The organism is Halomonas sp. DN3, assembly GCF_024137905.1.
Lineage (GTDB): Bacteria > Pseudomonadota > Gammaproteobacteria > Pseudomonadales > Halomonadaceae > Halomonas > Halomonas litopenaei.
Genome location: NZ_CP099965.1, coordinates 2,171,145 through 2,197,591, shown reverse-complemented (window position 1 = coordinate 2,197,591; position 26,447 = coordinate 2,171,145). Strand labels below are relative to the sequence as shown.

Here is a 26,447-nt window from a genome sequence, read left to right as displayed (position 1 = left end):
CCCGCATTTTCGGCTGGTTTGGAGCGCAGAGGAAAACCAGTCCAACTGCGTACTTTTGTTAGGCATGTTCTACCCCAATACTTTGAAGTAACGCGGAATACTGGTCTGGATCTTTCTCTTCAATTTTACGTAATATAAAACTCGCCGTTGTCTTCATCTCAGGAACATCAATGGGTAAAACACTTCTCTCAAAGACACCCGCCAAATGGGAGAACTCATTATTGATGCGATCCGTTAATGACGCAGCCAATGCATTATCTCCGAAAAAGCGCGCCAATTTGTCATCTTTTTCTACTGCATTTGGATACTTATAGTACAAAAAAGCCTCTAGAAACTTACGGGCATTTTTCCCAAAATTATAGTAGCAATCATGATTTTCATCACCGTCTATTTTGGCATGTGCACACTTATAAATTTGGTGGAACAGGAAATTGAACTCTGTGACGTAGTCTTTCAGGTATCGAGGCATCAACATAATATCACTGACTTGATCTGTTCGCGCAATGATAAAATATTGAGATTTATTTTTATTCAATGCACCGGGGAGCCGCTTCAGATACTTCAAAAAATCCAAGTTGTGAGTTGAAATAAATAGCTGCTTAAAACGATCACGTTCTTTTATCTCACCACCATCTTCATATTTCTCCGGCGTTACAATCTCAGCGTTAATAAGACTGTAAACAAAAAAGATATGATTTGCATCCAAACTGGAGATAGGGTCGTCGATCCAGATTATTGGCTGGTTGCCTTTAGTCTCTATGTCATCAAGTTTAGCCATGAAGTAACAGAAGGCTATCAAACTACATTCACCTTCACTGAGGTGGAATGCTTTTTTGTCATTTCTAGTTACCTCAAATCGGTATCCAGATGATGTATCCCCGGGGATTGCTTCAATGGCTTTGAGTGAAAGATTCTGATGGCCGAAGAAATCATTCAAATAATCATTTACACGGTCAGCGCCCTTGCTTTCATCTTTTAGCTGAGTCTTCAGTTCAGCTATTTTCTCTCGTTTTGCATTAACTTTTTCTTTCGCCGAATTCCTAGCTTCCTTCGCTAAGCCCATAGCGTCATTCAGAAATTCAATGGCCGTATTCTCTTCTTCATACTTTATGTCAGTTATGAATGTAAAAACCTCATGGAGGCGGAGAGCCGCACGAGCTTCATATTGTTCAGAGCTTAGTGAAGCCGTAAGCTGGTTGGATTCGTGTCTGAGTTGCTCATACAATCCCCTGACCGCATTCAAATCTTTTTCAACCGACTCAGGTGTATTGAATTCAAGAGGTGTGAAAATTTCATCTCTTCGTTTTTCGATCTGTTCTTTTATCGAATCCAGACTCTCAATGTAAGACGCTGATAGGGTCGACAACTGTTCTGTCAGCGAATCCAAGTTAGCTGTATAGGTAGAGTAGAAATCCGTTTTTTTGACTTTCAGTAGATCAGGAACTCTGGATCGCTCACGTTCAATCGATCCAAGCAGGGTTTCCAGCGCTTGACGAAGAGCTTCAGACTCCTGATTAAAATGCTTGTCCAGCTTCTCCCACAAACCTTCTGGAAGGTCGCTACCACAAAATGCGCACTTATCTCTTTTCTCTTGATGGTGGCCCCGACCAACCCTTACCCACGCTGCCAGAGCCGCATCGTTCAGCAACTCCTGAATTGGTTCAGATGCCTGAATCTTTTTTTCGATTAACTCTTTTGCCTTTGAAGCGATTACAGAGTATTGGAGATTGAAAGAGGTTGATTCAGGGATTTCCGATTTGGGTTCTTCTCTGAGGAGGTCATAAAACTTACCTACTTGCTCGTCAGTAAGCGGAGAGTAAGTGTCTTCAGTGACAGCCGAAATATCTATCTTTATTTTAGAAACATTGTAGTTGGCATCACCAAACGCTTTATTATGTTTGATTCCAGTGCCTGCCTTATTGGCTTTATCACGTAACTTTCCCTCCAATTCTGACAACTTGTCGCCATGGTCTTTTCGGGCTTTTGTGAAACTCTCCTCAGCACCGACGAACTCCCCCAGCAGTCCAGACTTGTTCTCTTCATTGCCAAGGTCGGCTTCATGCTTCTCGATTTCTTCTTCAAGCTTTGTATTATCTTCCCCCAATATAGCGAAAGAATTGATAGCCTGTTCATTATCAACAATGAAACGCAGATTGTCCCTGACAAAGTCCTCATTGAATACCCGAACGACTTGACCATGATTGCTTAGTGAATTCTGCGTAGCAGTGCTGCCTCCATCAAAAGACACCCGAAACTCGGGTGAACTATATTTCTCTGAGATACAACCGACTTCTAAAGCTCGAAGGATTCGAGAAAGCGTTGTTTTTCCAGAATAATTGCGCCCGTACAGAATGTTTAGTCTTTTAAATTCTGCAACATTATTCCCAGTGTCTCGCACGGATGATGACCACTGAAAATCATCATAGACAGCCATACCTTTTATTGAGTCTATTTTTTTAATATGTCCGCTCATGCATGTCCTTTTTGCAAATGTCTAACAAGTATTAGACGGAACGTCTCTGATATTTAATGAACACGCCGACACGTTCATCAATATTTACTTAATGCTGTACTTTCCATAATCTACTAAGAAATATTCGAACTAAGTATAGATAGGCTGTATAACACCGATGAACGTGCTGGCGGCCTTTGCCAGCATGGCCGCTTTGGGTCGAAACCAGAACTTCTGGCATATCCCAGTGTGCTCCCCTCAACCTCTACGTTTTTCCAACGCTTTGCTGGAGTAAATAAAACGCAACCTCGGCATTAGATACGCCAGCGGCTTTTGAAATTCTCGCTCACCGTATAAAGACTAATATCCCAACATTGATCGCGCCAGCACAATCCCCCCCCCTCTTTCGTCGAAAACGCTGACTCACTTGATCAACGTCTGCTGTCCTTACTTACCCACTTGCGCTACGGCAATCAGCCATGCAGAACGCACGCTACCACCAGAATGTCACCGGCCTTGGAGCTATCGCCCTATCCCTTGGCTTTCATCCACGGCCTGGCTCATGCGTACCAGGCCTCGTCAGTCGCTAAACCTCACCATCCTTCGCTCTCGCAAAGCAGACTCATCCCACCAAACTAACTTTGCCCCCTGCCCTCCTGTGCTGGCGCAGCCATGCACGTCCTGATACTGTATATTAAAACAGTATCTGCGATTCAGGAGGCCCCCATGCGCGACGACTATTCCCTTGTTTGGCGAACCCTTTCGTGTAGCGCCTATGGCAACGACGGGAGCCTGTGCCATGAGTCTTGAGGTGGAGGTGCTGGGGCAGGTCGATCCCCACGCGCCCGCAACCGCCTTGCCGCTGGCGGCGGCCGAGGTTCGCGCGGGCTTTCCGTCACCGGCCGATGACTACCTGGAGGGACAGCTCGATCTAGTGGCGCATCTGGTGCCCCACCCCAGTGCCACCTTTTATCTACGCGCCAAGGGCGAGTCGATGAAGGGCCTCGGCATCTTCGACGGGGATCTGCTGATCGTGGATCGCTCGCTGGAGCCGCGCAGCGGCTCGGTGCTGATCGCCAGCGTCGACGGTGAGCTGACCTGCAAGCAGCTTGGCTATATCGGCAATCGTCCCTACCTGCTGGCGGCCAACGAGGCCTTCGCGCCGATTCCACTCAACGGTCGCGACTGCGACCTGTGGGGCGTGGTCACCCACAATATCCACGCCCTGGCAGCAGGAGTCGCGCGGTGATCGCGCTGGTCGACTGCAACAACTTCTACGTCAGCTGTGAGCGGGTCTTCGACCCCTCGCTTCGCGGCAAGCCGGTGGGGGTGCTGTCCAACAACGACGGCTGCGTCATCGCCCGCAGCCAGGAGATCAAGGACCTCGGCGTTGCCATGGGCATGCCTGCCTTCAAGATCGAGGGCGCGCTGCGCAGGCAGTGCATCCTGCTGTCGAGCAACTATGCGCTCTACGGCGACATGTCACGTCGGGTGGTCGATACGCTGCGGGAGTTTGCTCCCGCCGTCGAGGTGTACAGCATCGACGAGTGCTTTCTCGACCTCGCTGGCATGGCGCCCGCCGGGCTGGACGCCCACTGCCGGCGCTTGCGACACACGGTGATGCGCCACACCGGCATTCCGGTCGGCGTCGGCGTGGCGACCAGCCGCACCCTGGCAAAGATCGCCAACCACCAGGCCAAGAAGGATCCCCACGCAGACGGCGTCCATGTGCTCGAGGCCGATTCAGCGGCAACCCGGGCGCTGCTGCAACGCCTGCCGGTCACCGAGGTCTGGGGCGTTGCCGGGCGCACCGCCGCCCGGCTTGGGCAGCTCGGCATCGAGTCCGCCTGGCAGCTACGTGAAGCCGACCCCAAGCATATTCGCCGCCATTTCAGCGTGGTGCTGGAACGCACGGTACGCGAGCTTCGCGGCGAATCCTGCATCCGCCTCGACGACGTCGGCGCCCCGCGCGAACGGATCATGACCAGCCGCTCCTTTGGTCGGCCCACCGACGATATCGCGCAGTTGCGCCAGGCAGTGCGCGCCCACGCCGGCCGCGGTGCTGAAAAGCTGCGCGGTCAGGGCTGCGTGGCGCGGGCGCTGCTGGTGTTTCTGAAGACCAACAAGCATCGCCAGGATCTGCCCCAGCACCATCCTTCGCTGGTGGTTCCGCTGGAGCGTCCCAGCGACGACAGCCTCGAGATCGTGGCAACCGCGACCCGGGCGCTTGCGCGTATCTATCGCCCAGGACACCAGTACATGAAGGCCGGCGTGATGCTGCTCGACCTCGCCGACAAGGCAAGCCTGCAGCAGGATCTGTTTGCCGTCGACGACGCCAGACAAGCGCGCAATCAACGCCTGATGGACACCCTGGACGCGATCAACCAGAAGCACGGTCGCGGCGCCTTGAGCCTTGGCAAGACCAGCGTGGACGCGGCCTGGCAGCTCAAGTGCGAACATCGCACCTCGCGCTACACCACTCGCTGGGATGAGCTGCCAATTGCCAGGCTGTAGCAGTCGGTATGACACACACCTTGACGGGCGGCCACCCTCTTTTCCCCCAAGATACCAACACGACGAACGGAAAATCTGTGCGCCAGGCCATCACACAGGCTATCGCCGGAAGCAGTCAGAAATTCTCAAACCTTTACGCGCGTTTGACGACAGTCACCTGCATCATGGCGGCGCAATCTTGCCTAAGCTTTATCTCAACAACGATTCTTTAAAGCACAGTTTCTGCTAGATGCTCTCACTCCGGCAACTTCAACGATGGCAATTGAATGACGTGCACGCTGATCCCGGCGACGCCGTCGAGGCCATGGCGCGAGCCAGCTGACCTGGGCTGCTTGCCCTGGTAGGCGTAAGGACTCACCGGCGAGCACCTACATAAACCACGACTAGCCCGAGTGCCTGGAACTGCCGGCATCGCGGCACAAGAAAAGCAAAAACTGACCAAGGTACGCTATGAAAAATCCAGTCTTGATGGGCCTCGTCCTGCTTTCGGTTTCCCTGCCTGCCATGGCCAGGGACGTGACGGGTGGTGTCTACGTCGCCACCAACAACGCCGACGAGAACTCGCTGATCGCCTGGCGCCAGTTTGACGATGGCACCCTGGAGAAAGTCGGCGAGTACACCACCGGCGGCACGGGCAACGGCATGGATGGCGGCCTCGACCCGCTCGGTTCGGCCTACGGCGTGTGGCGTTCGGCAGACAACCGCAACGTACTGGTGGCCAACGTCGGCGACGGCACCCTGTCGTCACTTCACGTCGAAGACGACCTGACGCTGACGCTCAACAATGTGGTGGATGCCGGCGGCGCCAAACCCAAGGCCATCGACGGCCATGGCGACATCGTCTACGTCGCCAGCACCGATGGTGCCAACGAAGAGCCTGGGGTGATCAAGGGCTTTACCATCGATGGCGATGGCAAGCTGAGCGAGATCCCCGACTCCGTTCGCCCGCTGGACGATTCTCCGGTCAGCATGGAATTCACCGAGGACGGCAGGTACCTGACGCTGGTCGGTTTTCTTACCGGCATGGTGCATGTCTATGCGGTGGAAGACGATGGCCTGCTGTCCGAGGAACCGATCTCGAGTCTCGAGTCGCCGCACCTGAGCGAGGAGCGCTTCTTCGCTCTGCCCATTGGCACCAAGCTGGTCACTCGCCCGGACGGTCACAGCACCCTGCTGGTGACCGAAACCCGCTATATCACCCAGGGCTATCAGTTCCACCCGTCATCCGAGGAGTCCAAGGCCAAGTATCCCTTCCTGCAGGAATACGAGGGCCAGACCGGCTCCATGTCGTCCTACGACATAGACGAGAACGGCAAGCTGACCCTGGTGTCGGCGGATGTGATGACTGGCGACGACATCTGGGGTGGCGAGCAGGCCGCCTGCTGGGTCACCACCTCGGAAGACGGCAAGTACGCCTGGACCACCAACTCCCATACCTCGAGCCTGTCGACCTTCAGCGTCGATCCCGAGGACGGCAGCATCGCTCTGCTGGAAGAAGCCGCCTACCGCGCCGAGGATTACAACGAGTATTTCGCCGACATGGACCTGAGCGCCGACGGCAACTACGTCAACATCATCAGCGGCAACACCGGCAAGACCTGGGTGTTCGAGATCCAGCACGATGATGGCAGCCTGAGCGTCGTCGACGCCTATCCGGGCAGTGCCGAAGTCCACTCCTACGGGCTGGTGACCATCCCTCTGCCCCAAGGCGGCTAGGCGACTTCTTGGAGAAGGCCCGGGCGTCCACGACCAGAGCCACGACGCTGGGCCAGAAGGCTATGTCACAAAGCTATGCCACAAAGCTTCACCAGAGAGCTGACCAAAATCGCCAGATCAAGCGGGTAGGTAAAGTAGCTAAAAGAGGGGGCCGTGCTGACACGGCCCCCTTCTCTATTGCAAGCAGCATAAAAAACTCAGCTCGTGTGAGGTGCTTCCCGGCTCGAGACCGCAGGCCATAGATCCAGCAGCCGATGCAGTACCGCCATCACCGCCAGGGTGGCCAGCAGTGCCACGCACATCGAGCTGAACCGATAGACGGCGTCGACGACCAGATCCTGATCGGGTCTCAGGTACTGGCCAAACAGGATACCCAGGGTCGTCAGCCCGCCGAAGCCGATGCCGGAGCCGGCGTTCTCGATGACGTGCTCCCGTGCGAACAGCAAAAGACCGATGGCGTAGGCCAGCAGCACCAGCAGCAGATGATCGCTCTTGGTGAACAGCACCAGTTGCAGCACCAGTGCCAGGTTGCAGCCCAACAGAGTGCCGATGGCACGACGCCAGGCCGACATCCGGGCGCCATGGTAGCCGAGGGCAAACAGGATCAGGATGGTCGCCATCTGCGCGGACAGGGAGTCGCGCAGATCGAGCAATTGAAACACCAGAAAGGACAGGGTCGCGGTCAGCGCCCCGATCAACGCCTGATGGCGCTTCAGCGCCGCCGTCTTGGCCTGACGTGGTGGCGGCTGTCGCGGCGTGACATCGGGAAACAGCCAGTGCATCAGGGCGGCGATGGCCACCGCCAGAAAACTCGCAACGGTGTTGCTGGCCAGCAGGTCGAACAGGTCGAGGTCGGGGTAGCTGGCGAAATGCAGCATGATGCTCAGGGTCAGCACGCCGTTGGCGCCGAACACGAACAACGGCCCCCTGGCCATCAGCGTGAAGCGTCCCAGGAACATCAGGAACACCAGTCCCGTCATCACCACCGGCAGATGCTGGGTCAACCCCACCACCAGGCTGATCTCGACCACATTGAGGCAGGCGTTACCCAGGAACTGGCGCACCACATGGGCGTTGAACACCGGAATGATCCCCAGCAGAAACATCGGAAAGACGGTGAAGAAGACACCATAGTTCCAATGCATCAGCTGGCTGATCAGAAAGCCGAGCCAGGCCCCCACCGCGATACGCAGACACTGGCGCAGGCCGTTGTCGCTGAGCTTCGAGGCCTTCGGTTGCTGCTGCCCTGACGACGCCCGTGGCAGCTTAATAGACGACGCCCGTTGCTGCTTGTTAAACGACGCCCGTAGCCGCTTAGTAAACATAATGCAGCCAGGACATCAGCCGAATCTGCAGCGCCCCCAGCGGATGGGCCAGCGGGTGCTCCCCAGGAAACAGCTGCACCGTGGCGCGGGAGCCGGTGGGCAGACTCGTCGGAGCGTCCCCGGCCAGCGAAAGGTGCAGGCGAAGGCGCTGGGCGTCGCGCAGCCAGCGGTCGCTGGTGGGGATGTCGGCCAGGTTACCGTCGGCGCTGATCTGTCCGTCGTAGACCCCGGCGTCGCGCTTCTCTACCCGGGCGGCAAAGACCTGGCCGGGCATGGCGTCGAACACCACACGGGCCTCGTCGCCGGCGGCGACCTTGCGCAGGCTCTTCTCGCGGAAATCCGCGATCAGTTCGACCTCATCAGTGATCAGCGCCAGCGCTGGCTGTCCCTGGGTGGCGTAGTCACCCACCTCGAGTTGCAGGTTGCTCAGCGTGCCGGAATGCTGGGCCCGCACCAGGGTGTGGTCGAGATCGAGCTCGGCCTGCTCCAGGGCGTTGCGGGCCTGACGCAAACGCAAGTTGGCTTCCCCTTCGGCGCCCAGTTCGGCCTCCAGGCGCGCCACTTCGGCCTCGGCGGACTTGACCTCGGCCTGGGCCTGACGGTCGGTGGCTACCAGGCCATCGAGGCGCTGGCGCGAGATACTGTTCTGGCTGATCAAGCGCTCACCTCGCCGGCGCTCCTGGGCGCTCTCCTGGGCCCTGGCGCGAGCCGCTTCGAGGGCGGCGCGGGCCGATGCGATGCTGGCGCTCAAAGTCGCGTTCTGCTGACGCGCTGCCTCCAGTTCCAGTCGCGCCTGCTCAAGCGCCAGCTCGAAGGGCGCGGGGTCGATACGAAACAGCGGATCACCCGCCTCGACATGGTCGTTGTTGCTGACGTGGACCCGCTCGACGGGGCCGCTGACTTCCGGGGCGATACGCACCACCGGGCGCATGACCCGCGCCTCCGGGGTCATCGGCATGTAGGTATCTGCCACCACAAAATAGGCAAACATCAGGACGAACATGCCCAAGGCCAGGCGAACGATCCACCTGAAGCGCTGGTCGGGGGTCATGGTATTCCTCTTGGTTACACGACGGGCTGACTTGACGGGCTCACGTGACGGAGCCGCTCGGTATTTGACGAAGGCGTCCCCCGTCGACCGGCCGCGTAGACTAGCACTTTGTTAGCCTGTTAACAATATTGCGATCCTTCATGCACCCTTCCTGAACCTTTGCCGATTCGTGCAGTCGTACCCTTCGACGTGCTCGACCAGGCGTAGCGACTGCTTACCCAGGCAGTCGCCCGACACCCGACATGCTCGACCCACAAGGATGATGGATATGCAGCGACGTGACTTCCTCAAGGCGGCCACCGCCCTCAGCGCCTACGCCCTGCCAATCTCTCCGCTGCTGGCCGCGCTGGACCAGCGGCTCATGACCACCGGAGAAAAGGTCTCCTTCGACTACGCCTGGCTGAAAGGCTTCGCCCGCCATCTGTCGGGGCAACCTCACCAGGATCACGAAGGCGAACTGCCCGACCAGCTCAAGTCCCTTTCCTGGGACGACTACCAGGCCATCGGCTACCGCGCCGACCACGCCCTGTGGAGCAACAGCGACGCGCCCTATACGGCCCAGCTGTTTCACCTGGGTCGTGGCTTCACCACCCCGGTCAGGATCTACCAGGTCAGCCAGGGACAGGCGCAGGAACTGGCCTACGACCCGGCGCTATTCAACTTTTCCGCGGGCGATGGGGATAGCGTGGTCGATACCGATACGCTGTCCGAACGCCTCGGCTTCGCCGGCTTCCGCCTGCACCATCATCAGGACCCCAAGCGCGATATCGCGTCCTTCCTGGGCGCCAGCTACTTCCGTGCGGTCAGTCAGAGCATGCAGTACGGCATGTCGGCCAGGGGCCTGGCCATCGACACCGCCGGCAGCGAACCCGAGGAATTCCCCGACTTCACCCGCTTCTGGCTGGAACAGCCCGAGGGTGAAGACAAGGTCATCGTCTACGCCCTGCTCGAGTCGGAGAGCACCACCGGGGCCTACCGCTTCGATATTCGTCGCGACGTCGAAGGCGTGGTCATGGACGTGGCCGCCACCCTCTATCCGCGCAAGACGATCGAGCGTCTGGGCATCGCGCCACTGACCAGCATGTACCTGGTCGGCGAGAACGATCGTGACGTCAACTATGACTGGCGCCCGGAGATCCATGACTCGGATGGGCTATCGATCCACACCGAAAGCGGCGAATGGCTGTGGCGCCCGCTGGTGAACCCGCCCCAGCTTCGCTACAACGCCTATTCCGCCACCAATGTTCAGGGCTTCGGCCTGGCCCAGCGCGACCACGACTTCGACCACTACCAGGACGATGGCGTCTACTACGATCGCCGACCCAGCGTGTGGGTCGAACCTACCGAGGGCTGGGGCGAAGGCAGCGTGGACCTGGTCGAGCTGCCTGCCAAGGACGAGACCTTCGACAATATCGTGGCCTACTGGCAACCCAAGACTCCGGTGGAGGCCGGCCAGGAGCTGCGCTACGCCTATCGTCTGAGCTGGTACGACCTGCCGCCACAGCAACCCAGCCTGTCGCGCTGCGTGGCGACCCGTACCGGACTGGGTGGCGTCGTCGGCCAACGTCGCGAGTACTTCAGCTGGCGCTTCGCGGTGGACTTCCGCGGCGGTCCCTTCCCCTTCGATGACGCAAGCGAGGTCGAGGTGGAGCCGGTCATCGAGACCAGCGCCGGGCGTATCGAGATCACCTCGGCCCGACCACTGGACGCCATCCAGGGCTACCGGGCCATGTTCGATGTGGTGCCACCGGACGAGGGCACCGAGCCGATCAATCTGCGCCTGTATCTGCGCGATAGCGAAGGCAAGCCGCTGTCGGAGACCTGGATCTACCAGTGGACGCCGCCTCCCGGCGATGAGCGCGAGCTACATAACCCCGATCACTTGTAGTCGCCCCACCCACCGCTGATGCGGGGCGTCGCAAGGGCGCGCCGCATCCCCCGACACGAGCTGGCCACGCCTTGTTACCGGACGGTGAAAAGGTCAGGGATAATTCTGGCGAGCGTGAACCACTGCGGTAACTTCGATGCGATCCGTTACCTGATAGATCACGATAAAGTTGGGGTGGACCACTATCTCCCGTGTACCGGGAACCCGCCCTACTTGATGGAGGAAAGGGTGCTCGGCAACCGAGGTAACAGCAGATTCGAGTCTACTGCGAAGTCGCAGAGCCGCCTGGGGATCACGTTCTGCAATGTAGCTGATCACTTCCAGCAAATCGGCAACAGCGCCGTCGTGCCAATGGATTGGCAGACTCACGCCTCTTCGCCACCGCGTCGCTTCCTCGCATCGTTGATGATGATGTCGACCTTGGCCATGACCTGATCATGAGACATTCCCTGGCCTGGATGATCGATGCTGCGCTGAACCTTTTCACGCAACCAGCGATCATGGCTCTCCGCCTGCTCCTGCGTCTCGAACTCGGAAATTATCGGATCCAGCTTGGTGGTCATGAAGTTTCTCCTTCAGACTCCCTAGGCGCTGTCGGAAAAGTCGACGAGCGATGGTTAGACAAGGCAAAAATCGGTGAGAAAGCGCAGTTTACGGGGTGTAAATGAGCATTTTGACCGGGCTGGCGCACCAGCCGATTTTTAACGCCGTATTACCGAGCGCAGGCAGTATTCAGACAAGCCCTAGTCTAGCGGACGTCCTGGCGTTTGACACTGGTCCTCGACAAGCCATGGCATCAAAGAGATCACTGCTAGCGACAACGCCGGCCTCCGTTTCGGCATTAGTCTGCCACGCTCCATTTTTTCCTTCCTGTCTCCCCCCCCCCTCAACCCGGCCGAATTGACCGCGTGGCGCCGCTTCCGGCATGATCGTGGCTGCTAGATCACTCCAACCTCTCAACAAAAACAAGGCGCTAGGCGGCTACCATCGTAAAGTGACGGCCCGCCGAGAAGACGCCATTTCGCTGAACACCACCAAGGAACCCCCATGACACGCCACATCGCGCCCCGCCCCCTTGCCCTGACCACCCTGGCCGCCGGCATCGCTCTGTCCACTGCGCTTGCCACGTCCGCCGCCCAGGCCAACGACTTCGCCGACATGGACCCGGTCAAGCTGCGCCTGGCCCACGTGGTCAACGAGCAGGACGGCTTCCATATCGCCGCCACCAAGTTCGAGGAACTGGTCGAAGCCCGCACCGAAGGCAAGGTCGACGTCGAGATCTTCCCCAACGCCACCCTGGGTGATGAGCGCACCCTGCTCGAGGGCATGCAGATCGGCACCGTCGACATGGGCGTGATCACCAACGGCCCGGTGGCCAACTTCGTCGAGCCCATGGCGGTGTTCGAACTGCCGTTCCTGTTCGCCTCGCCCGAGGAGGCCTACTCGGTACTCGACGGCCCCATCGGCCAGGAACTGCTCGACAGGCTGGCCGACGTCAACCTCAAGGGCCTGGCCTACGCCGAGCGCGGTTTCCGCAACCTGACCAACTCCGAGCGCCCGGTGGCAAGCCCCGAGGACATCGACGGCCTGCGCATCCGGGTCATGGAAAACCCGGTCTACGTCGACACCTTCCGCGAACTCGGCGCCAATGCCGTGCCGATGGCCTGGACCGAGGCGCTGACCGCCATGCAGCAGGGCACCATCGATGGCCAGGAAAACCCGATCAACGTGATCCACTCGTTCAAGCTTAACGAGACCCAGGACTACATGACGCTGTCGCGCCACACCTACGCCCCGGCGATCTTCGTCATGGGTATGCCGTCCTGGCAGAAGCTGCCCGAGGCCGCCCAAGAGGTCGTCGAGGCCGCCGCCCAGGAAGCCGCCGAGTACGAGCGTGAGCAGAACGCCGCCATGGCCGAACAGCAGCTTGCCGAACTCAAGGAAGCCGGCATGCAGATCGAGGAGTCTCCCGACATCGCCGCCTTCCAGGACGCCGTCGCTCCGGTCTACGAGACCTACGGCGAGCAGTTCGGCGACTACCTGCCGCGCATCCAGGAAGCGCTGAAGGCCGGGGAGTCCAAGTAAGTGCTGTCCCTGCTCGAACGCCTTGAGCGGGGACTCGACGCCGTGACACGCCCGGTGGTGTTCGCCGCCATGGCGGCGTTGATCGGCGTCATCTCCCTGCAGATCATCTCCCGGGTGGCCTTCACCGCGGTGGGCTGGACCGAAGAGGTCGCACGCTTTCTGCTGGTCTGGATCACCTTCCTGGCCGCTACCCTGGCCTACCGCGCCGGCCGTCATATCGCCGTGACCTTCGTGGTCGACGCCCTGCCCGGCCTTGGCGGACGAGTCGCCAAGATCATCGCACACCTGGTGGTGCTGGCCTTTCTGCTGGCGCTGATCATCATCGGCTGGAACTACATGCAGTTGCAGAGCTTCCAGAAGTCGGCGTCACTGCGCCTGTCGATGACATGGATCTACGCGGTGATGCCGCTGGCGGGCGCCTTGATGGCCTTCACCACCCTGGTGGCGATCGTGCGAGAGCTCACCGGCCAGACGCCGGCGAGCCCGCAGGAGGTGACGTGATGCTGTTGCTGTTCATCTCCTTCGTGGTGCTGATGCTGATCGGCGTGCCCATCGCCTTCACCATCGGCGCCAGCACCCTGGCGACGCTGGTAGTCCAGGGCACACCGCTCGCGGTAGTGCCCCAGCAGATGTTCCAGGGCATCAACACCTTCGCCCTGGTCGCGGTGCCGATGTTTATCCTCACCGGCGACCTCATGGCCCAGGGCGCGGTCAGCCGCAAGCTGGTCGACTTCGCCGACAGCCTGTTCGGCTTTCTCAAGGGCGGGCTTTCGCTGGTGTCGGTACTGGCCGGGATGTTCTTTGCCGCCATCTCCGGCTCCGGTGCGGCCACCACCGCTGCGGTGGGCTCGAGCCTGGTGCCGGAACTCAAGCGCAAGGGCTATGACCCGGCCTCCGCCGCCAGCCTGATCGCCGCCAGCGGCACCATCGGCGTGGTGATCCCACCCTCGGTGCCGATGATCATCTACGCGGTCATCGCCCAGGAGTCGGTGTCGGACCTGTTTCTGGCGGGCTTTCTGCCGGGGCTGGCCATGGGTCTTGGCCTCGGTGCCATCGCCCTGGTCCAGGCCCACCGCCGCCAGTACCCCCACGGCAGCCCGCTGTCGCTGGCGACCATCTGGCGGACCCTGCGTGCAGCAAGCTGGGGGCTGATGACGCCGGTCATCATCCTCGGCGGGATCTTCTCGGGGGTCTTCACCCCCAGCGAGGCGGCGGTGGTGGCGGTGGTCTACGCCCTGCTGGTGTCGCTGTTCGTCTATCGCGACCTGACCTATCGGGACGTCTACGCCGTGATGATCCGCTCGGCGATCACCACCTCGGTGATCATGCTGGTGATCGCCACCTCGGCGGTGCTGAGCTGGACTTTGTCCAGCGCCCAGGTGCCGGCCCAGATCGCCCAGTCGGTGCTGTCGCTGTCCACCGATCCCTACGTCATCCTGCTGCTGGTGGTGGCGGTGATCCTGCTGACCGGGGTGTTCATCGAGACCGCCAGCGCCCTGATCATCCTGACCCCGGTACTGTTGCCGCTGGTGACCCAGCTCGGCATCGACCCGGTGCACTTTGGCCTGATCATCGTGGTGGGGCTGGCGATCGGCATGATCACCCCGCCGGTGGCGATCAACCTGTACGTGGCCTCTTCGGTGACCCAGCTGCCGCTCGAGCGTATCACCCGTGCCATCCTGCCCTACCTGCTGGGGCTGATCGGCGTGCTTTTGCTGGTGGTCTACGTGCCCCTGTGGCTATCCTCCTGACGCCGGAGGCTATCGTCCTGACGCTGGAGGCGAAAAAGCCTATTTAGCGCCAACCAGCGAGCCGCGGATGCTGTCACCAGGATCCGCGGTTTTTTCTTTGCTGCCACAGCGCCATACTGGCGATGGACCGCTTCATCGGCGACTCCTTTGCAGCTTCACCGTACCCTGACATCCGGAGCCCTCATGTCCCTTCGCCTGCCTGTCGTTGCCCGTCCCGGCCTTCGCGCCTTCCTGCACCAAGCAAGGATCGGCCTGCCGAACCGCGCCATGATCACCGCCATGATCGCCGCCCTGCTGCTGGCAAGCCTCGCCGGCTGCACCACTTACACCTACGATGACGGACACAAGGAGACGGTCTGGGGCGTTCCCCCGGTGGATGAGCACAAGACCGAACAGGAGCGCCAGAACGAAGGCGTCAAATATCGTGAACCGGGCGTTATCCCGGAAGAATGATGGCCCGATTTACCCCCCCACTTCACCGGTGGTACAGGCCTCGCCAGGACCTGCTGACGCTCAGGTGCTGCCGCCCTTCACCAGGGTGAATCCTAGATCGCGGATCGGCTGTTCCGGAGTCTTGCCGGACAGACGCTCGAGCAGCAGTTCCGCCGCCTGGGTGCCCATCTCGCTGCGGGCCACCGCCAGGGTGGTCAGCTTCGGCGTCAGGTGCTCCGCCAGCGGCAACCCCAGATAGCCACCCACCGCCAGCTCCTCGGGAATCCTGATGCCCTGGCGGCTGGCCGCCAGCAGCACGCCGCTGGCGACGATATCGTTGGAGCAGTGGATGGCTTCCGGTCGCGGTGTCATCGCCATCACATCCTCCAGCGCTCGTACGCCGACCTCGTAGGACGCCGGCTCGTGGTACTCCAGCACCCCGCCACAGGCCGCGCCCGCCTCCTCCAGCGCTCGCTGGTGGCCCTCCAGGCGCTGTGCCGCCCGGTAGTCATGCCCCAGGTGAGAGCCGACGAAGGCGATACGCCGATAGCCCTGCTCAAGCAGATGGGACGCCATAGCGTGACCCAGGGCAACGCCGTCCACCCCCACGTTCATGTCGATGGGGTCGTCACCCACTTCCATGATCTCCACCACCGGGCGCCCCCAGTCCCTGAGTCGCGAGATCACCCGGGGCCGGTGGCGTAGACCGGTCAGGATCACCCCGGACGGCGAATAGCCGAGCACCGTATCGACCAGACTCGCCTCGCGGTCCAGATCCCAGTCGGTGGTGGCCAGCAGCATCTGATAGCCCGCCGCCTCCAGTCGCTTCTGGATGGCATCGATGACCTCGATAAAGGTCAGGATCGCCAGCGACGGCACGATCACCGGGATCACCCGGGTGCCCGCTGCGGCAAGCCCCCCGGCGATCAGGTTGGGCACATAGCCAAGCGCCTCCACCGCCGCGTCGACGCGTTCTTTGACCTCGGCGGAGACTCGCCCCGGCGTATTCAGCGCCCGCGATACGGTGATCGGCGCGACCCCCGCCTGCCGGGCCACGTCGGCCAGGGTCACTCGGCCCTTGCCCCGGTGGCGCTTGCGTGAGCGAATTTCCTGGCTGTCCATCGGCGTCCTTCCTCGCAGATTCCTTTGGCCACAGTGTAACCCAAGACCAAAGTATGGGTAGCGCTACCATCTTAATGGTAGCGCTACCCATGCAATGTCGGCTACCTTTCGACTACGCCTCGACGCAACAGCGTCGTCGGACGATACGCCCCGAGGAGACAACGACAATGAACGCACGCAGCCTCACCCCCCTTGCCCTGGTCACCGCCATCTCGCTCGGCGCCGCCGGCACCGCCGGCACCGCCGCCGCCGAAGACCTGGCCATCGCCATCCACACCGACCCGTCCCACGCCATGTTCAAGATCGGCGAGCGCCTCAAGGACACCATCGAGAGCGAGTCCGATGGCGAGCTGACGGTAACCCTGCTAGGCACCGAGGTCGGTGGCGAGCGCGACCACCTGGAAGGCGCCAGCTACGGCGAGTACGCCATCGCCCTCGGTGGCTCCATGCCGATGACCCTGTATGCCCCCGAGTTTGCCGCCGCCGACCTGCCCTTCGTCTACGACTCCAGTGACCAGGCCCGCAAGATCTACGAAGGCGAGATCGGCGAGGCGCTGAATCAGAGCCTGATCGCCAAGGGCAACATGCGCCTGGTGGGCCTGTCGGCACGCAACCCCCGCAACCTGACCTCAAAGACCCCGGTCAAGACCCCGGAGGACGTCAGCGAGGTGCGCATGCGCGTGCCGGAGATCGCGCCCTGGGTCGCGGTATGGGGCGAGATCGGCGCACTGCCGAGCCCGATCGCCTGGCCGGAGGTCTACACCTCGCTGCAGACCGGCGTCATCGACATGCAGGAAAACCCGGTGGACAACATCTACGCCGGCAAGCTGTTCGAGGTGCAGGACTATGTCAGCCGCACCGAGCACGTCTACTCGTTCTTCCACTGGCTGATGAACGAAGACGTCTATCAGGAACTGTCCGACGAACACCGTGACATCGTCCTGTCCGCCATCGACGACGCCACCACCTGGGGCGATCAACTGGTCAGCGATGGTCAGGCGGAGCTGTTTGAAAAACTCAAGGAAGAAGGCATGGAGGTGGTCGAGCCCGATGTCGCCGCCTTCCGTCAGGCCGCGCGCCCCGCCGTGGAAGAGATCGCCCAGGACTACGACCCGGCCGTTCGTGACTATGTGCTGTCACTGATCCAGTAAGTCCGAGGCGGCGCCAACCCCAAAGGCGTTGTTGCCTCGAGGGTTTGCACAGCATCTGACCGTCCCACGGGGCCTCGCCGACCGAGGCCTCCCTCTCTTGAGTCAAGTCCCCGCCACCCGGCGGGGGCAACGGAGTGTCCGATGACCTCTTCTCCTACCCTGTCCCGGGCACTGGGTGCTTTCTGGTGGTTGTTGACCACCGTGGTAGTCGGTGCCTTCGGCCTGATGCTGCTGGTCATGGCCATTCAGGTAATCGCACGCTATGCCCTCGGTGTCGCGGTGCCCTGGACCGACGAGGTTTCCCGCTATCTGTTCCTGGCGGAGATCTTTCTCGGTTCCGTGCTGGCACTGCGCTACCAGGAACACATCCGCATCACCGTCGTCACCGACCTGCTGCCAGCGGGCGCCCAGCGCTGGGCGGCGGTCGCCGCCGACGCCATCAGCATCCTGGTGCTTCTGATGATCATGGGGGGCGCCTTCAACATGATGGAGCGCACCGCCGGCATCTTCGCCAGCACCTTCGACATGAGCTTTTCCTACCTGTACCTGATGCAGCTGGTCGCTGCCGGCCTGATGGCACTGCTGCTGGTGGAGGACCTCGTCGTTCGTCTGCGCGGCAAGCCTCCCACCTTGCCTGACGAACCCAAGGAGTAAGACACCATGGAAATCTTTGCCATCATGTTCGTCGGCCTGATCGTGCTGCTGATGCTGGGGGTGCCGGTCGCCTTTGCGATGATCGCCTCATCGGCGGCGGTGCTGGCCTATACCCGTGGCTTCGCCGAGATCCCGCTGGAGATGATCGCCCAGCGCACCCTGTACGGCGTCAACAGCTTCACCCTGCTGGCGATCCCCGCCTTTCTGCTGATCGGCCGGCTGATGAACTCGGCAGGCATCTCTGATCGGGTGTTCGACGTGGCGCGCTGCGCCGTGGGTCACCTCAAGGGCGGGCTCGGCCACGTCAACGTGCTGGCCAGCATGCTGTTTGCCGGCATGTGGGGCTCAGCGGTGGCCGATGCTGGCGGGCTTGGCGCGGTGGAGATCAAGGCCATGGAAGACGATGGCTTTCCCACCGACTTCAGCGCCGCGGTCACCGCCAGTTCCGCCACCATCGGGCCGATCATCCCGCCCAGCATTCCGGCGGTCATCTATGGCGCCCTGGCCAACGTCTCCATCGCCGCGATCTTTCTCGGCTCCATCCTGCCGGGCCTGTTCATGGGTGCCGGGCTGATGGTGATGGTGGCGGTGATCTCCCATCGTCGTGGCTACCCGACCCGGGCCCGCGCCACCATGGCCGAATTCACCCGTGCACTGTCGCGGGGCCTGCTGCCCATGCTGACGCCAGTGATCATTCTGGTCGGCATCCTGTCGGGGCTTTTCACCCCCACCGAGGCCTCGGTGGTGGCGCTGCTCTACTGCATGATCATCTCGTTCTGCGTCTATCGCTCGATCACCCTGCGCGAGTTCGTCCAGATCCTGCGTGACACCGCCATCGACACCTCGGTGCTGCTGCTGATCATCGCCGGCAGCGCGCTCTATAGCTGGATCCTGGCGCGTTATCAGGTCACCGCCCTGGTCCCCGACTTCCTGCTCGCTACCGTCAGCGACCCCATGCTGCTGCTTCTGCTGTTGAGCCTGTTCATCCTGCTGATCGGACTGTTCATCGATTCGGTGCCGGCGCTGTTTCTGCTGACGCCGCTGCTGGTGCCGGTGGTGGTGCAGTACGGCATCGATCCGGTGCACTTCGGCGTGCTGATGATCTTCAACCTGATGATCGGGCTGATCACGCCACCGGTGGGCACGGTGCTGTTCGCCATCCAGAAGATCACCGACCTGCCCTTCAACACCCTGGTGCGGGCCACCCTGCCGTTCTACATCCCGCTGGTGGCGGTGCTGATCGTGATCACGCTGTTTCCGTCCATCGTGATGTTCCTCCCCAACCTCTTGCTCAAATGACGCCGCGACCGGGCAAGGCTCCAGGTCCTTGCCCGGCGGGCTTATCTCAATAGGAGTCATGCCATGGCTGTACTGATCACCGGTGGCCTCGGCCACGTCGGTTCCTGGGTCGCCACCCTGCTCGCCCGCCAGGGCAAGAAGGTCATCATCTGCGATATGGCCGCCCCCCACGTCGACCGCATGGGGCTCGACTATCTCGAGGAAGTGCGTGACAACGTCCACTTCGAAGCGGTCGACGTGCTCGACACCCACACCCTGTTCGAGACCTTTCTGCGCTATCGCGACGAGCTGGAAGGGGTCATCCACGGCGTCTCGGTGATCGCCGGGCCGAGCTTCCAGACCCGCCCGTTCAAGCACCTGTCGATCAACGCCATGGGCACCCTGAACGTCTACGAGACCTGCCGCCTGCTGGGCATCGACAAGGTGGTCAACATGAGCTCCGGCGCGGTCTACGGTGACGCCGCCGGCCCCCAGGTCGAGACCATGCCCTACAAGGCCACCGACCTTTACGGCGCCACCAAGATTTCCGGGGAGCTCTACGGCGACCAGTACACGGCGACCTATGGCATGGACATCCGCCAGGCCCGACTGTTCTTCGTATATGGCCCCGGCAAGCGCCCGTCCCACATGCACGCGGTCTACCAGGCCATGTTCGGACCACTCGAGGGGCTGCGCGATGTGCACCCGGACAACGGGCGTGACCAGACCACCGACTGGACCCACGTCGAGGACACCGCGAGGGGCATCCTTGCGCTGTTCGATGCCGACAGCGTGCCTCACCGCCACTACAACATCTCCTGCGGGGTGCCGATCGCCCACCAGGACATCGTCGACAGCGTCACCGACCTGCTCGGCCACGACAGCGGCATGCGCCTGGGTCCGGGCCCCTTCGTGGTGCGGGGCAGCCCCCTGGACATCACCCGCGCGCGCGAGGATCTTGGCTTCGAGCCACGATTCACCGATATCCGCGAGGGGCTCGAGGACTACCATCGCTGGCTCAAGAAGAACGCCTGAACCGACACGGCCGGCCTGTCAGTGGCAGGCCGGCCTGTCATCTGTGTATCGACCTCTGCCCGGCCTGTCAAAGGCCAGCCGCTCGCAGACGGGGCGATCCGCTCCCGCCATCATTGCCGACGGAACACCAGCGCCAGATTGTTGGCCGGCAGCTCGTGGACGGCCTCCCGGCTCAGGCCGTGCGCGGCGGCGACCTCGGTCACCTGCTCCAGGTCCCGCACGCCCCAGCGCGGATCACGGCGCCTCAGGTCGGCGTCGAAGGCCGCATTGGACGGCGCGGTGTGCTCACCACCTCGCCGGTAGGGACCGTACAGCAACAGCACGCCACCCGGCTCGAGGTGGGCCTCGGCCTTTGCCATCAGCGCCGGCGTCACCTCCCACGGTGAGATATGGATCAGATTGATCGCCACCAGGGCGTCAAAGGTTGCCTCCGGCCAGGCTTCCAGCACGTCGCGGCGTACCGGCGCCAGCAGATTGCCGCCCTGCGGTGTCACTTGCCCGGACGTTCCCCCCGACGGCCCCTCCTTCAGCGTCTCGCTTTCGCTTTCCCCCTCGCTATCTCCCCCCTTGTCCCCTTCTGCTACAAGCGTGCGCCAGGCAGCGATGGACGCCAGCGCCGTTTCGGAGACGTCACTCGGCTGCCATACCCAGCCCGGCTGGCACTGCGTCATATAGAGTCCGTGCTCACCACTGCCGCTGGCGAGCTCCAGCACGCGGGCATGGCGTCCCAGGCACTGGCGCAGCACCGCGTGGATGGGCTCGCGATTGCGAAGCGCCGCTGGACTGGAGAGTCTCGCGTCGGACATGGGAAAACCTCACGGTAAACAAGGGGAGTAACAAGAGCGGCAATGGCCAAACGAATATAACGGAAGCATGGTAACGTCTGGCATCAACGGCTTGCGCAACGATGCCAAGCGATGATCGTCCCGGTACACTAGCAAAAGATACCCTTCATCTTCACCAAGGACGGCCCATGGCTCGACCCGCGCCTCGCTACCTCGAGATTCAACAGCACATCCTGGCCAAGATCCAGCGGGGGGAATGGCCCACCGACCATCGCATCCCGGGTGAGGAGCAGCTGGCGCTCGACTTCAACGTCAGTCGCATGACCGCCAACAAGGCCATCCGCGAACTGGTTCAGCGCGGCTATCTTACCCGCCAGCCGGGCGCGGGAACCTTCGTCACCGAACGCAAGGCGGAATCCTCGCTGATGGAGGTCCACAATATCGCCGAAGAGGTCCGCGGTCGCGGCCATCACTATCGGGCCAGGGTGCAGCGTGCCGAAGCGATCGATGCCAGTGAGGACATCGCGTTGCAACTGGGGGTCAAGCGAGGCAGCAAGGTCTTCCATACCCGCATCGTTCACCACGAAAACGACGAGCCCATCCAGCTCGAGATGCGCTACGTCAATCCCCGCCACGTGCCCGACTATCTGGACGCCGACTTCACGCTCACCACGCCCCATCAGGTGCTGATCCAAACCTGGCCGATCACCGATATCGAACACGTGGTCGAGGCCGTTTCGGCAGACACGCAACAGGCCGAGGAGCTGGCCATCTCCACCTCCCTCCCTTGCCTGCAGTTGCGGCGGCGCACCTGGTCAAATGACCTGCTCATCAGCTACGCCGTGCTGATCCACCCGGGAGATCGCTACAAGCTGCGCTCGGCGTGGAAGGACTGAGCGACGGACACAGCCTCCACCAATGCACGAGGGCCGGACAGTGATTGTCCGGCCCTCGTACTTACGGCGACAGCGATCGACAAGGTTACTGCAGCAGCATGGCCGCCGGGATCGCCATCACCAGGGTGAGTGCCACCCGCACCGCCCACACCACCAGCATCTGCCAGATGGTGATGGGAATCCGGGTGGCCAGCACGCAGGGAATGGACGCCGAAAAGAACAGGATGGACGACACCGACACCACGCCGGCGGCAAAGCGCGCCACGAAGTCGATTCCCGCGTCGCCACCGAGCAGCAGCGCCGGCAGGAACATCTCGGCCAGGCCCGCCGCGCTGGCCTGGGCCAGTTCCTGGGCATTGTCGATGCCGAAGATCGCCACCACCGGATAGAACAGCCAGCCCAGCCATTCGAACACCGGCGTGTACTTGGCCACCAGCAATCCCAGCAGTCCCACCGACATGATCGACGGCAGGATGCTGATCGCCATCACCAGCCCTTCGGTCAGATTCTTGCGTACGCTGGATCCCAGCCGCGGCGCCTGCTCGGCCACCTTGATACCGGTGCGCCACGCCAGCGCCAGGCGATCCCCCTTCTGCGCTTCAGGTTCGCCGTCGGTCGCGGTGTTGTCCATGCCTGACAGCGGCCACAACCGCGCGGTCACCGCCGAGACAACGAAGGTGATCACCAGGGTGATCCAGAAGTAGGCGTTCCAGTAGTCCATCAGCCCCAGGGTCTTGGCGACGATGATCATGAACGGCGCGGAGACGGTAGAGAAACCGGTGGCAATGATGGCCGCTTCTCGGGCCGAGTACTGGCCACCGGCGTAGGCACGGCTGGTGATCAACAGTCCGATCGAGTAGCTGCCGACAAAGGAGGCCACCGCGTCGATGGCGCTTCGACCCGGGGTACGCCACAGCGGGCGCATGACGGGCTGAACCAGGATGCCGATCAGCTCGAGTAGCCCATAGCTCAGCAGCAGCGCCAGGAAGATGGCACCGATCGGCACGATCAGCCCCACCGGAATCACCAGCTTGTCGTAGAGAAAGGGCAGCATGTCCGGCTGATGCAGCAGTGCCGGGCCGGCAGAGGTCATGGTCAAAAGCGCCGCCACGACCCCGAGAAGTTTCAGCACGGTGAAGATCTTGTCGGTGAGACTGCGTCGCCAATCCCCCTTGATCAACGGATAGGCCGCGCCGGCGATGATCAGCGCCAGGGCGTAGAACCTCGCCCAGTCACCGAGCCCGGCCCGGGCCGCGGTCACCAGATGATCCAGCGGAATCGTGGTTCGACCTTCCCAGGCAACCGGAACAAAGAAGATGAAGATGCCGATGGCGCTGGGCACCAACAGCTTGAACAACAGCAGGCCGAGGGGTGTCTGGCCTACCGAGGAACCAGGAGTCGTCGCCATGAAGGGAACCTCGTCGAAGTGTGAACCAACTCGTAAGTGTCATCTTGTTTGTATATACATTTCAACCGCTATAGTGGCAAAGCACTCCCCCACAGCGCCTTTAGACGATGGTCTAATACGCCACAAACTTCTCCTCAGATTCGTTCGTTAAACGGCGTTATCACGCTCCGCTAGACCTCTTTCCTGCAGCGTCGCAGACAGGCCGCCGGTCAGGGCATCGGACGAACCGGCAAGGACTCCAGAACCACACTTTCCTGTATATACATGATGCTGTCGAGCGATCCCATGGGGCACCCGACGCCTTCCGCGCGTGCCTGAAACGCTCTCGGGCCCCTCGACGACTCGGGGTTCAGAAAAGCCGGTAACGATCCCGCGGCCAAGACGGAGTGCACTCGGCCTAGCCGACCTGCGCTCCCCCGGGGCGATGCTTCAGAGAGGACAGGCCTGGTGCATCCGCGACCCTGTATATACGTTTATCGAAGCAATCCGTCGGGATTTCACGCCTATCCGCGCACTACGACCATGGTCTATTGATGCGCCATGACCTGAAAGCGAGCCCATAAAACGCCTGCAAGCCGCTGTTTCAACAACCATCCATCAGGCCCAAACCAGGGTTCGGGCAATGCATCACTGGCGACTCGGCTGCTTGACGAAACGGCCTGAAGGCATTATTTGTATATACATTACCCGACACGGAGCATCCCCATGTCCGAGCAATCCAAGCGCCTGCTGTGGCGCGATCTGGCGATCTTCGACGGACTGACCACCCTGCCCGAGCGTCACTGGGTAGCGGTCGAGGATGGACGGATCTGCGAGCTGGGCACCATGCAGACCCTTGACCCGAGTCAACATCGCGACGCCGTCGACATGGGGCAAGGCGGCGTCATGACGCCGGGCCTGATCGACTGCCATACCCACCTGGTCTTCGGCGGGCAGCGCAGCGACGAATTCGAGCTGCGCCTGCAAGGCGCCTCCTACGAAGAGATCGCACGTCGCGGTGGCGGCATCCTGGGCACCGTTACGGCGACCCGGGAAGCCGACGAATCGGCCCTGTTCGACGCCGCTGCGAAGCGTCTCACGTCGATGATCGAGGACGGCGTGACCAGCGTCGAGATCAAGTCCGGCTACGGCCTGACCCTGGCCGACGAACTGAAGATGCTGCGGGTGGCACGACGTCTCGGCGAGCAACTGCCCGTTCGCGTCACTACCACCCTGCTGGCCGCCCATGCCCTGCCACCGGAGTATGCAGGCGACGCCGATGGCTACATCGAGCTGGTGTGCAACCAGATCCTGCCGGCGGCCCACGCCGAGGGCCTGGTCGATGCGGTCGACGTGTTCTGCGAGCGCATCGCCTTCTCGAGCGAACAGTCCCGGCGCGTGTTCGAGGCGGCCAGGGCGCTTGACCTGCCGGTCAAGGCCCACGCCGAGCAGCTTTCACTGTCCGGTGGCGCTGCCCTGGTGGCCCAGTTCCGAGGGTTATCCGCCGACCATATCGAGTATCTGGACGACGACGGCATCGCGGCGATGGCCGATGCCGGGACCGTCGGCGTCCTGCTGCCCGGCGCCTTCTACACCCTGCGTGAAACGCAGCACCCACCGATCGACACCATGCGTCGTGCCGGTGTCGCCATGGCGGTGGCCTCGGACGCCAATCCTGGCACCTCGCCCATCGTGCTGCCGACCCTGATGCTGAACATGGCCTGCACCCTGCTGCGCCTGACGCCCCAAGAGGCACTGGCCGGCATGACCCGCCACGCCGCCCAGGCCATCGGCCAGCCAGACCTTGGACGCATCGCCGTCGGCGCTCCCGCCGATCTGTGCGTCTGGAACATCGATAGCCCGGCCGAACTGGCCTATGCCGTCCAGCCGGGACGACTCAAGCATCGCCTGCTGGAGGGCGTATTGACCCATGGATGAGCAGCTCGCTTCCCCCTCGTCTCCCATCGCGCCGCTGACCGAAGCGGACATGGGTATCTGGCAGGGGCGTATCGACCCCGAGCCCAACAGCGAGCGCTGGCACCAGCGCATCGCCGCCTACCGTTCCGGCGCCGAGCCTGGCGTCGTGGTGACGGGCTTTGCCAGTGATGCCGGTGTCGCCCGCAACAAGGGGCGGGTGGGCGCCGCCGATGGCCCAGCCGCCATTCGCCGCGCCCTCGCCCCCATGGCCTGGCACCGCGACGCCCCGGCCTACGATGCCGGCGACGTTCACTGTGTCGGCAATGGCCTCGAGGATGCCCAGGAGGCGCTGGGCGCGCGGGTGACCGAGATCCTCGACCAGGGCCACCAGCCGGTGGTGCTGGGCGGCGGTCACGAAGTCGCCTACGCCAGCTGGCGCGGCCTCTCCGAGCATCTGGACAAGGGCCACCGCAGGCCCACCGTGGCGATCATCAACCTGGACGCCCACTTCGACCTGCGCGACCCCAGCGAACAGACGTCTTCCGGCACGCCCTTCGCCCAGATCGCCGCCGACTGCGCCCGGCGTCGCTGGCCGTTCCGCTACGCCTGCCTCGGGGTCAGCCAGGCGGCCAACACCCGCGCCCTGTTTCACACCGCCAAGCGGCTCAAGTCGCTGGTGGTCGAGGATCGCGAGTTTCGCGATAGCCGCATCGCGTACATCAAGCGCGACGTGCAGCGTCTGGTAGCCGACTGCGATCACGTCTACCTGACCATCGACATGGATGTCTTCCCTGCAAGCGATGCCCCTGGCGTCAGCGCTCCCGCCTCGCGGGGCGTGATTCTGACCCACTTCGAGCCGATCCTCGAGTTCCTGCGTCGCTCGCGCAAGCTCCGCCTGATCGACATCGCCGAGGTCAACCCGGCGTATGACATCGACCAACGCACGGCGCGTCTCGCCGCCCGCCTGGTCCATCAACTGACCCGGTCCAACGCCTGACCGAGCCTTTT

At 61.8% G+C, this 26,447-nt stretch carries 23 protein-coding genes; 15 read left to right on the top strand and 8 right to left on the bottom strand.

Annotated elements, in window-relative coordinates; genetic code table 11:
- Nucleotides 1–58: 58 nt before the first annotated feature.
- Nucleotides 59–2,473: an AAA family ATPase gene (locus NKF27_RS09485; protein WP_253556247.1), complete on the bottom strand. Its 2,415-nt coding sequence runs from the start codon at nt 2,471–2,473 to the stop codon at nt 59–61.
- Between the two features lie 778 nt (nt 2,474–3,251).
- Between NKF27_RS09485 and NKF27_RS09480 the strand changes: the two genes are divergently transcribed.
- From NKF27_RS09480 to NKF27_RS09470, 3 genes are all read left to right on the top strand, one after another.
- Nucleotides 3,252–3,701 (top strand): LexA family transcriptional regulator, encoded by a 450-nt coding sequence (locus NKF27_RS09480; RefSeq protein WP_253556246.1) that lies wholly within the window; start codon nt 3,252–3,254, stop codon nt 3,699–3,701.
- A complete protein-coding gene (locus NKF27_RS09475) occupies nt 3,698–4,966 on the top strand; it encodes a Y-family DNA polymerase (RefSeq protein ID WP_253556245.1) in 1,269 nt (422 codons plus the stop codon). Before NKF27_RS09480 ends, NKF27_RS09475 begins: the two co-directional genes overlap by 4 nt.
- A 450-nt stretch (nt 4,967–5,416) precedes the next feature.
- Nucleotides 5,417–6,682 (top strand): beta-propeller fold lactonase family protein, encoded by a 1,266-nt coding sequence (locus tag NKF27_RS09470; RefSeq protein WP_253556244.1) that lies wholly within the window; start codon nt 5,417–5,419, stop codon nt 6,680–6,682.
- 197 nt (nt 6,683–6,879) lie between these two features.
- Here NKF27_RS09470 and NKF27_RS09465 read toward each other — a convergent pair whose 3' ends face one another.
- Nucleotides 6,880–8,007, bottom strand: coding sequence for a DUF2955 domain-containing protein (locus tag NKF27_RS09465; protein ID WP_253556243.1), 1,128 nt, complete (start codon nt 8,005–8,007; stop codon nt 6,880–6,882).
- On the bottom strand, nt 7,997–9,058 hold the full coding sequence (locus tag NKF27_RS09460) for an HlyD family secretion protein (protein WP_253556242.1): 1,062 nt from the start codon (nt 9,056–9,058) through the stop codon (nt 7,997–7,999). Before NKF27_RS09460 ends, NKF27_RS09465 begins: the two co-directional genes overlap by 11 nt.
- Nucleotides 9,059–9,326: 268 nt before the next feature.
- Between NKF27_RS09460 and NKF27_RS09455 the strand changes: the two genes are divergently transcribed.
- On the top strand, nt 9,327–10,946 hold the full coding sequence (locus NKF27_RS09455; RefSeq protein ID WP_253556241.1) for a glucan biosynthesis protein: 1,620 nt from the start codon (nt 9,327–9,329) through the stop codon (nt 10,944–10,946).
- Nucleotides 10,947–11,039: 93 nt separating this feature from the next.
- Here NKF27_RS09455 and NKF27_RS09450 read toward each other — a convergent pair whose 3' ends face one another.
- Nucleotides 11,040–11,315 carry a type II toxin-antitoxin system RelE/ParE family toxin gene (locus NKF27_RS09450; RefSeq protein WP_301271190.1) on the bottom strand — a complete coding sequence of 92 codons (276 nt, stop codon included), beginning with the start codon at nt 11,313–11,315 and terminating at the stop codon, nt 11,040–11,042.
- The gene (locus NKF27_RS09445; protein WP_253556239.1) at nt 11,312–11,509 is read right to left on the bottom strand and encodes a stability determinant; all 198 of its coding nucleotides are present in this window, start codon (nt 11,507–11,509) and stop codon (nt 11,312–11,314) included. Before NKF27_RS09445 ends, NKF27_RS09450 begins: the two co-directional genes overlap by 4 nt.
- A gap of 484 nt (nt 11,510–11,993) precedes the next feature.
- Between NKF27_RS09445 and NKF27_RS09440 the strand changes: the two genes are divergently transcribed.
- The 4 genes from NKF27_RS09440 to NKF27_RS09425 all read left to right on the top strand — a co-directional run bounded on the left by NKF27_RS09440 (nt 11,994) and on the right by NKF27_RS09425 (nt 15,235).
- Nucleotides 11,994–13,031 (top strand): TRAP transporter substrate-binding protein, encoded by a 1,038-nt coding sequence (locus NKF27_RS09440; RefSeq protein ID WP_108133743.1) that lies wholly within the window; start codon nt 11,994–11,996, stop codon nt 13,029–13,031.
- Nucleotides 13,032–13,532 (top strand): TRAP transporter small permease, encoded by a 501-nt coding sequence (locus NKF27_RS09435; protein ID WP_253556237.1) that lies wholly within the window; start codon nt 13,032–13,034, stop codon nt 13,530–13,532.
- A complete protein-coding gene (locus NKF27_RS09430; protein WP_108133744.1) occupies nt 13,529–14,782 on the top strand; it encodes a TRAP transporter large permease in 1,254 nt (417 codons plus the stop codon). Before NKF27_RS09435 ends, NKF27_RS09430 begins: the two co-directional genes overlap by 4 nt.
- Before the next feature lie 183 nt (nt 14,783–14,965).
- Nucleotides 14,966–15,235 carry a hypothetical protein gene (locus NKF27_RS09425; protein WP_349622582.1) on the top strand — a complete coding sequence of 90 codons (270 nt, stop codon included), beginning with the start codon at nt 14,966–14,968 and terminating at the stop codon, nt 15,233–15,235.
- Nucleotides 15,236–15,295: 60 nt separating this feature from the next.
- On the opposite strand, the gene NKF27_RS09420 is transcribed toward NKF27_RS09425, so the two are convergent.
- Nucleotides 15,296–16,336, bottom strand: a complete 1,041-nt coding sequence (locus tag NKF27_RS09420; protein ID WP_253556235.1) for a LacI family DNA-binding transcriptional regulator — start codon at nt 16,334–16,336, stop codon at nt 15,296–15,298.
- A gap of 167 nt (nt 16,337–16,503) precedes the next feature.
- Between NKF27_RS09420 and NKF27_RS09415 the strand changes: the two genes are divergently transcribed.
- The 4 genes from NKF27_RS09415 (at nt 16,504) to NKF27_RS09400 (ending at nt 20,454) form a co-directional block, all read left to right on the top strand.
- Entirely contained in the window at nt 16,504–17,487 is a 984-nt protein-coding gene (locus NKF27_RS09415) for a TRAP transporter substrate-binding protein (RefSeq protein WP_253556234.1), read from the top strand.
- Nucleotides 17,488–17,628: 141 nt separating this feature from the next.
- Entirely contained in the window at nt 17,629–18,141 is a 513-nt protein-coding gene (locus NKF27_RS09410; RefSeq protein ID WP_253556232.1) for a TRAP transporter small permease, read from the top strand.
- A gap of 6 nt (nt 18,142–18,147) precedes the next feature.
- Nucleotides 18,148–19,440, top strand: coding sequence for a TRAP transporter large permease (locus tag NKF27_RS09405; RefSeq protein WP_253556230.1), 1,293 nt, complete (start codon nt 18,148–18,150; stop codon nt 19,438–19,440).
- Between the two features lie 63 nt (nt 19,441–19,503).
- The gene (locus NKF27_RS09400; RefSeq protein ID WP_253556228.1) at nt 19,504–20,454 is read left to right on the top strand and encodes an NAD(P)-dependent oxidoreductase; all 951 of its coding nucleotides are present in this window, start codon (nt 19,504–19,506) and stop codon (nt 20,452–20,454) included.
- 110 nt (nt 20,455–20,564) lie between these two features.
- On the opposite strand, the gene NKF27_RS09395 is transcribed toward NKF27_RS09400, so the two are convergent.
- Nucleotides 20,565–21,260 (bottom strand): DUF938 domain-containing protein, encoded by a 696-nt coding sequence (locus NKF27_RS09395; protein WP_253556226.1) that lies wholly within the window; start codon nt 21,258–21,260, stop codon nt 20,565–20,567.
- A 167-nt stretch (nt 21,261–21,427) separates the two neighbouring features.
- On the opposite strand from NKF27_RS09395, the gene hutC reads away from it, so the two are divergent.
- On the top strand, nt 21,428–22,135 hold the full coding sequence (gene hutC / locus NKF27_RS09390) for a histidine utilization repressor (RefSeq protein WP_222516867.1): 708 nt from the start codon (nt 21,428–21,430) through the stop codon (nt 22,133–22,135).
- Nucleotides 22,136–22,220: 85 nt separating this feature from the next.
- On the opposite strand, the gene NKF27_RS09385 is transcribed toward hutC, so the two are convergent.
- Nucleotides 22,221–23,543 carry a YjiH family protein gene (locus tag NKF27_RS09385; RefSeq protein WP_213229000.1) on the bottom strand — a complete coding sequence of 441 codons (1,323 nt, stop codon included), beginning with the start codon at nt 23,541–23,543 and terminating at the stop codon, nt 22,221–22,223.
- Nucleotides 23,544–24,248: 705 nt separating this feature from the next.
- Here NKF27_RS09385 and hutI point away from each other — a divergent pair.
- Both hutI and hutG read left to right on the top strand, forming a co-directional pair.
- Complete coding sequence (gene hutI, locus NKF27_RS09380; protein ID WP_253556224.1) at nt 24,249–25,460, top strand: imidazolonepropionase; 1,212 nt, start codon at nt 24,249–24,251, stop codon at nt 25,458–25,460.
- Nucleotides 25,453–26,436, top strand: coding sequence for a formimidoylglutamase (hutG, locus tag NKF27_RS09375; RefSeq protein WP_213228996.1), 984 nt, complete (start codon nt 25,453–25,455; stop codon nt 26,434–26,436). The genes hutI and hutG overlap by 8 nt, the downstream gene beginning before the upstream one ends.
- The last annotated feature ends 11 nt before the right edge of the window (nt 26,437–26,447 follow it).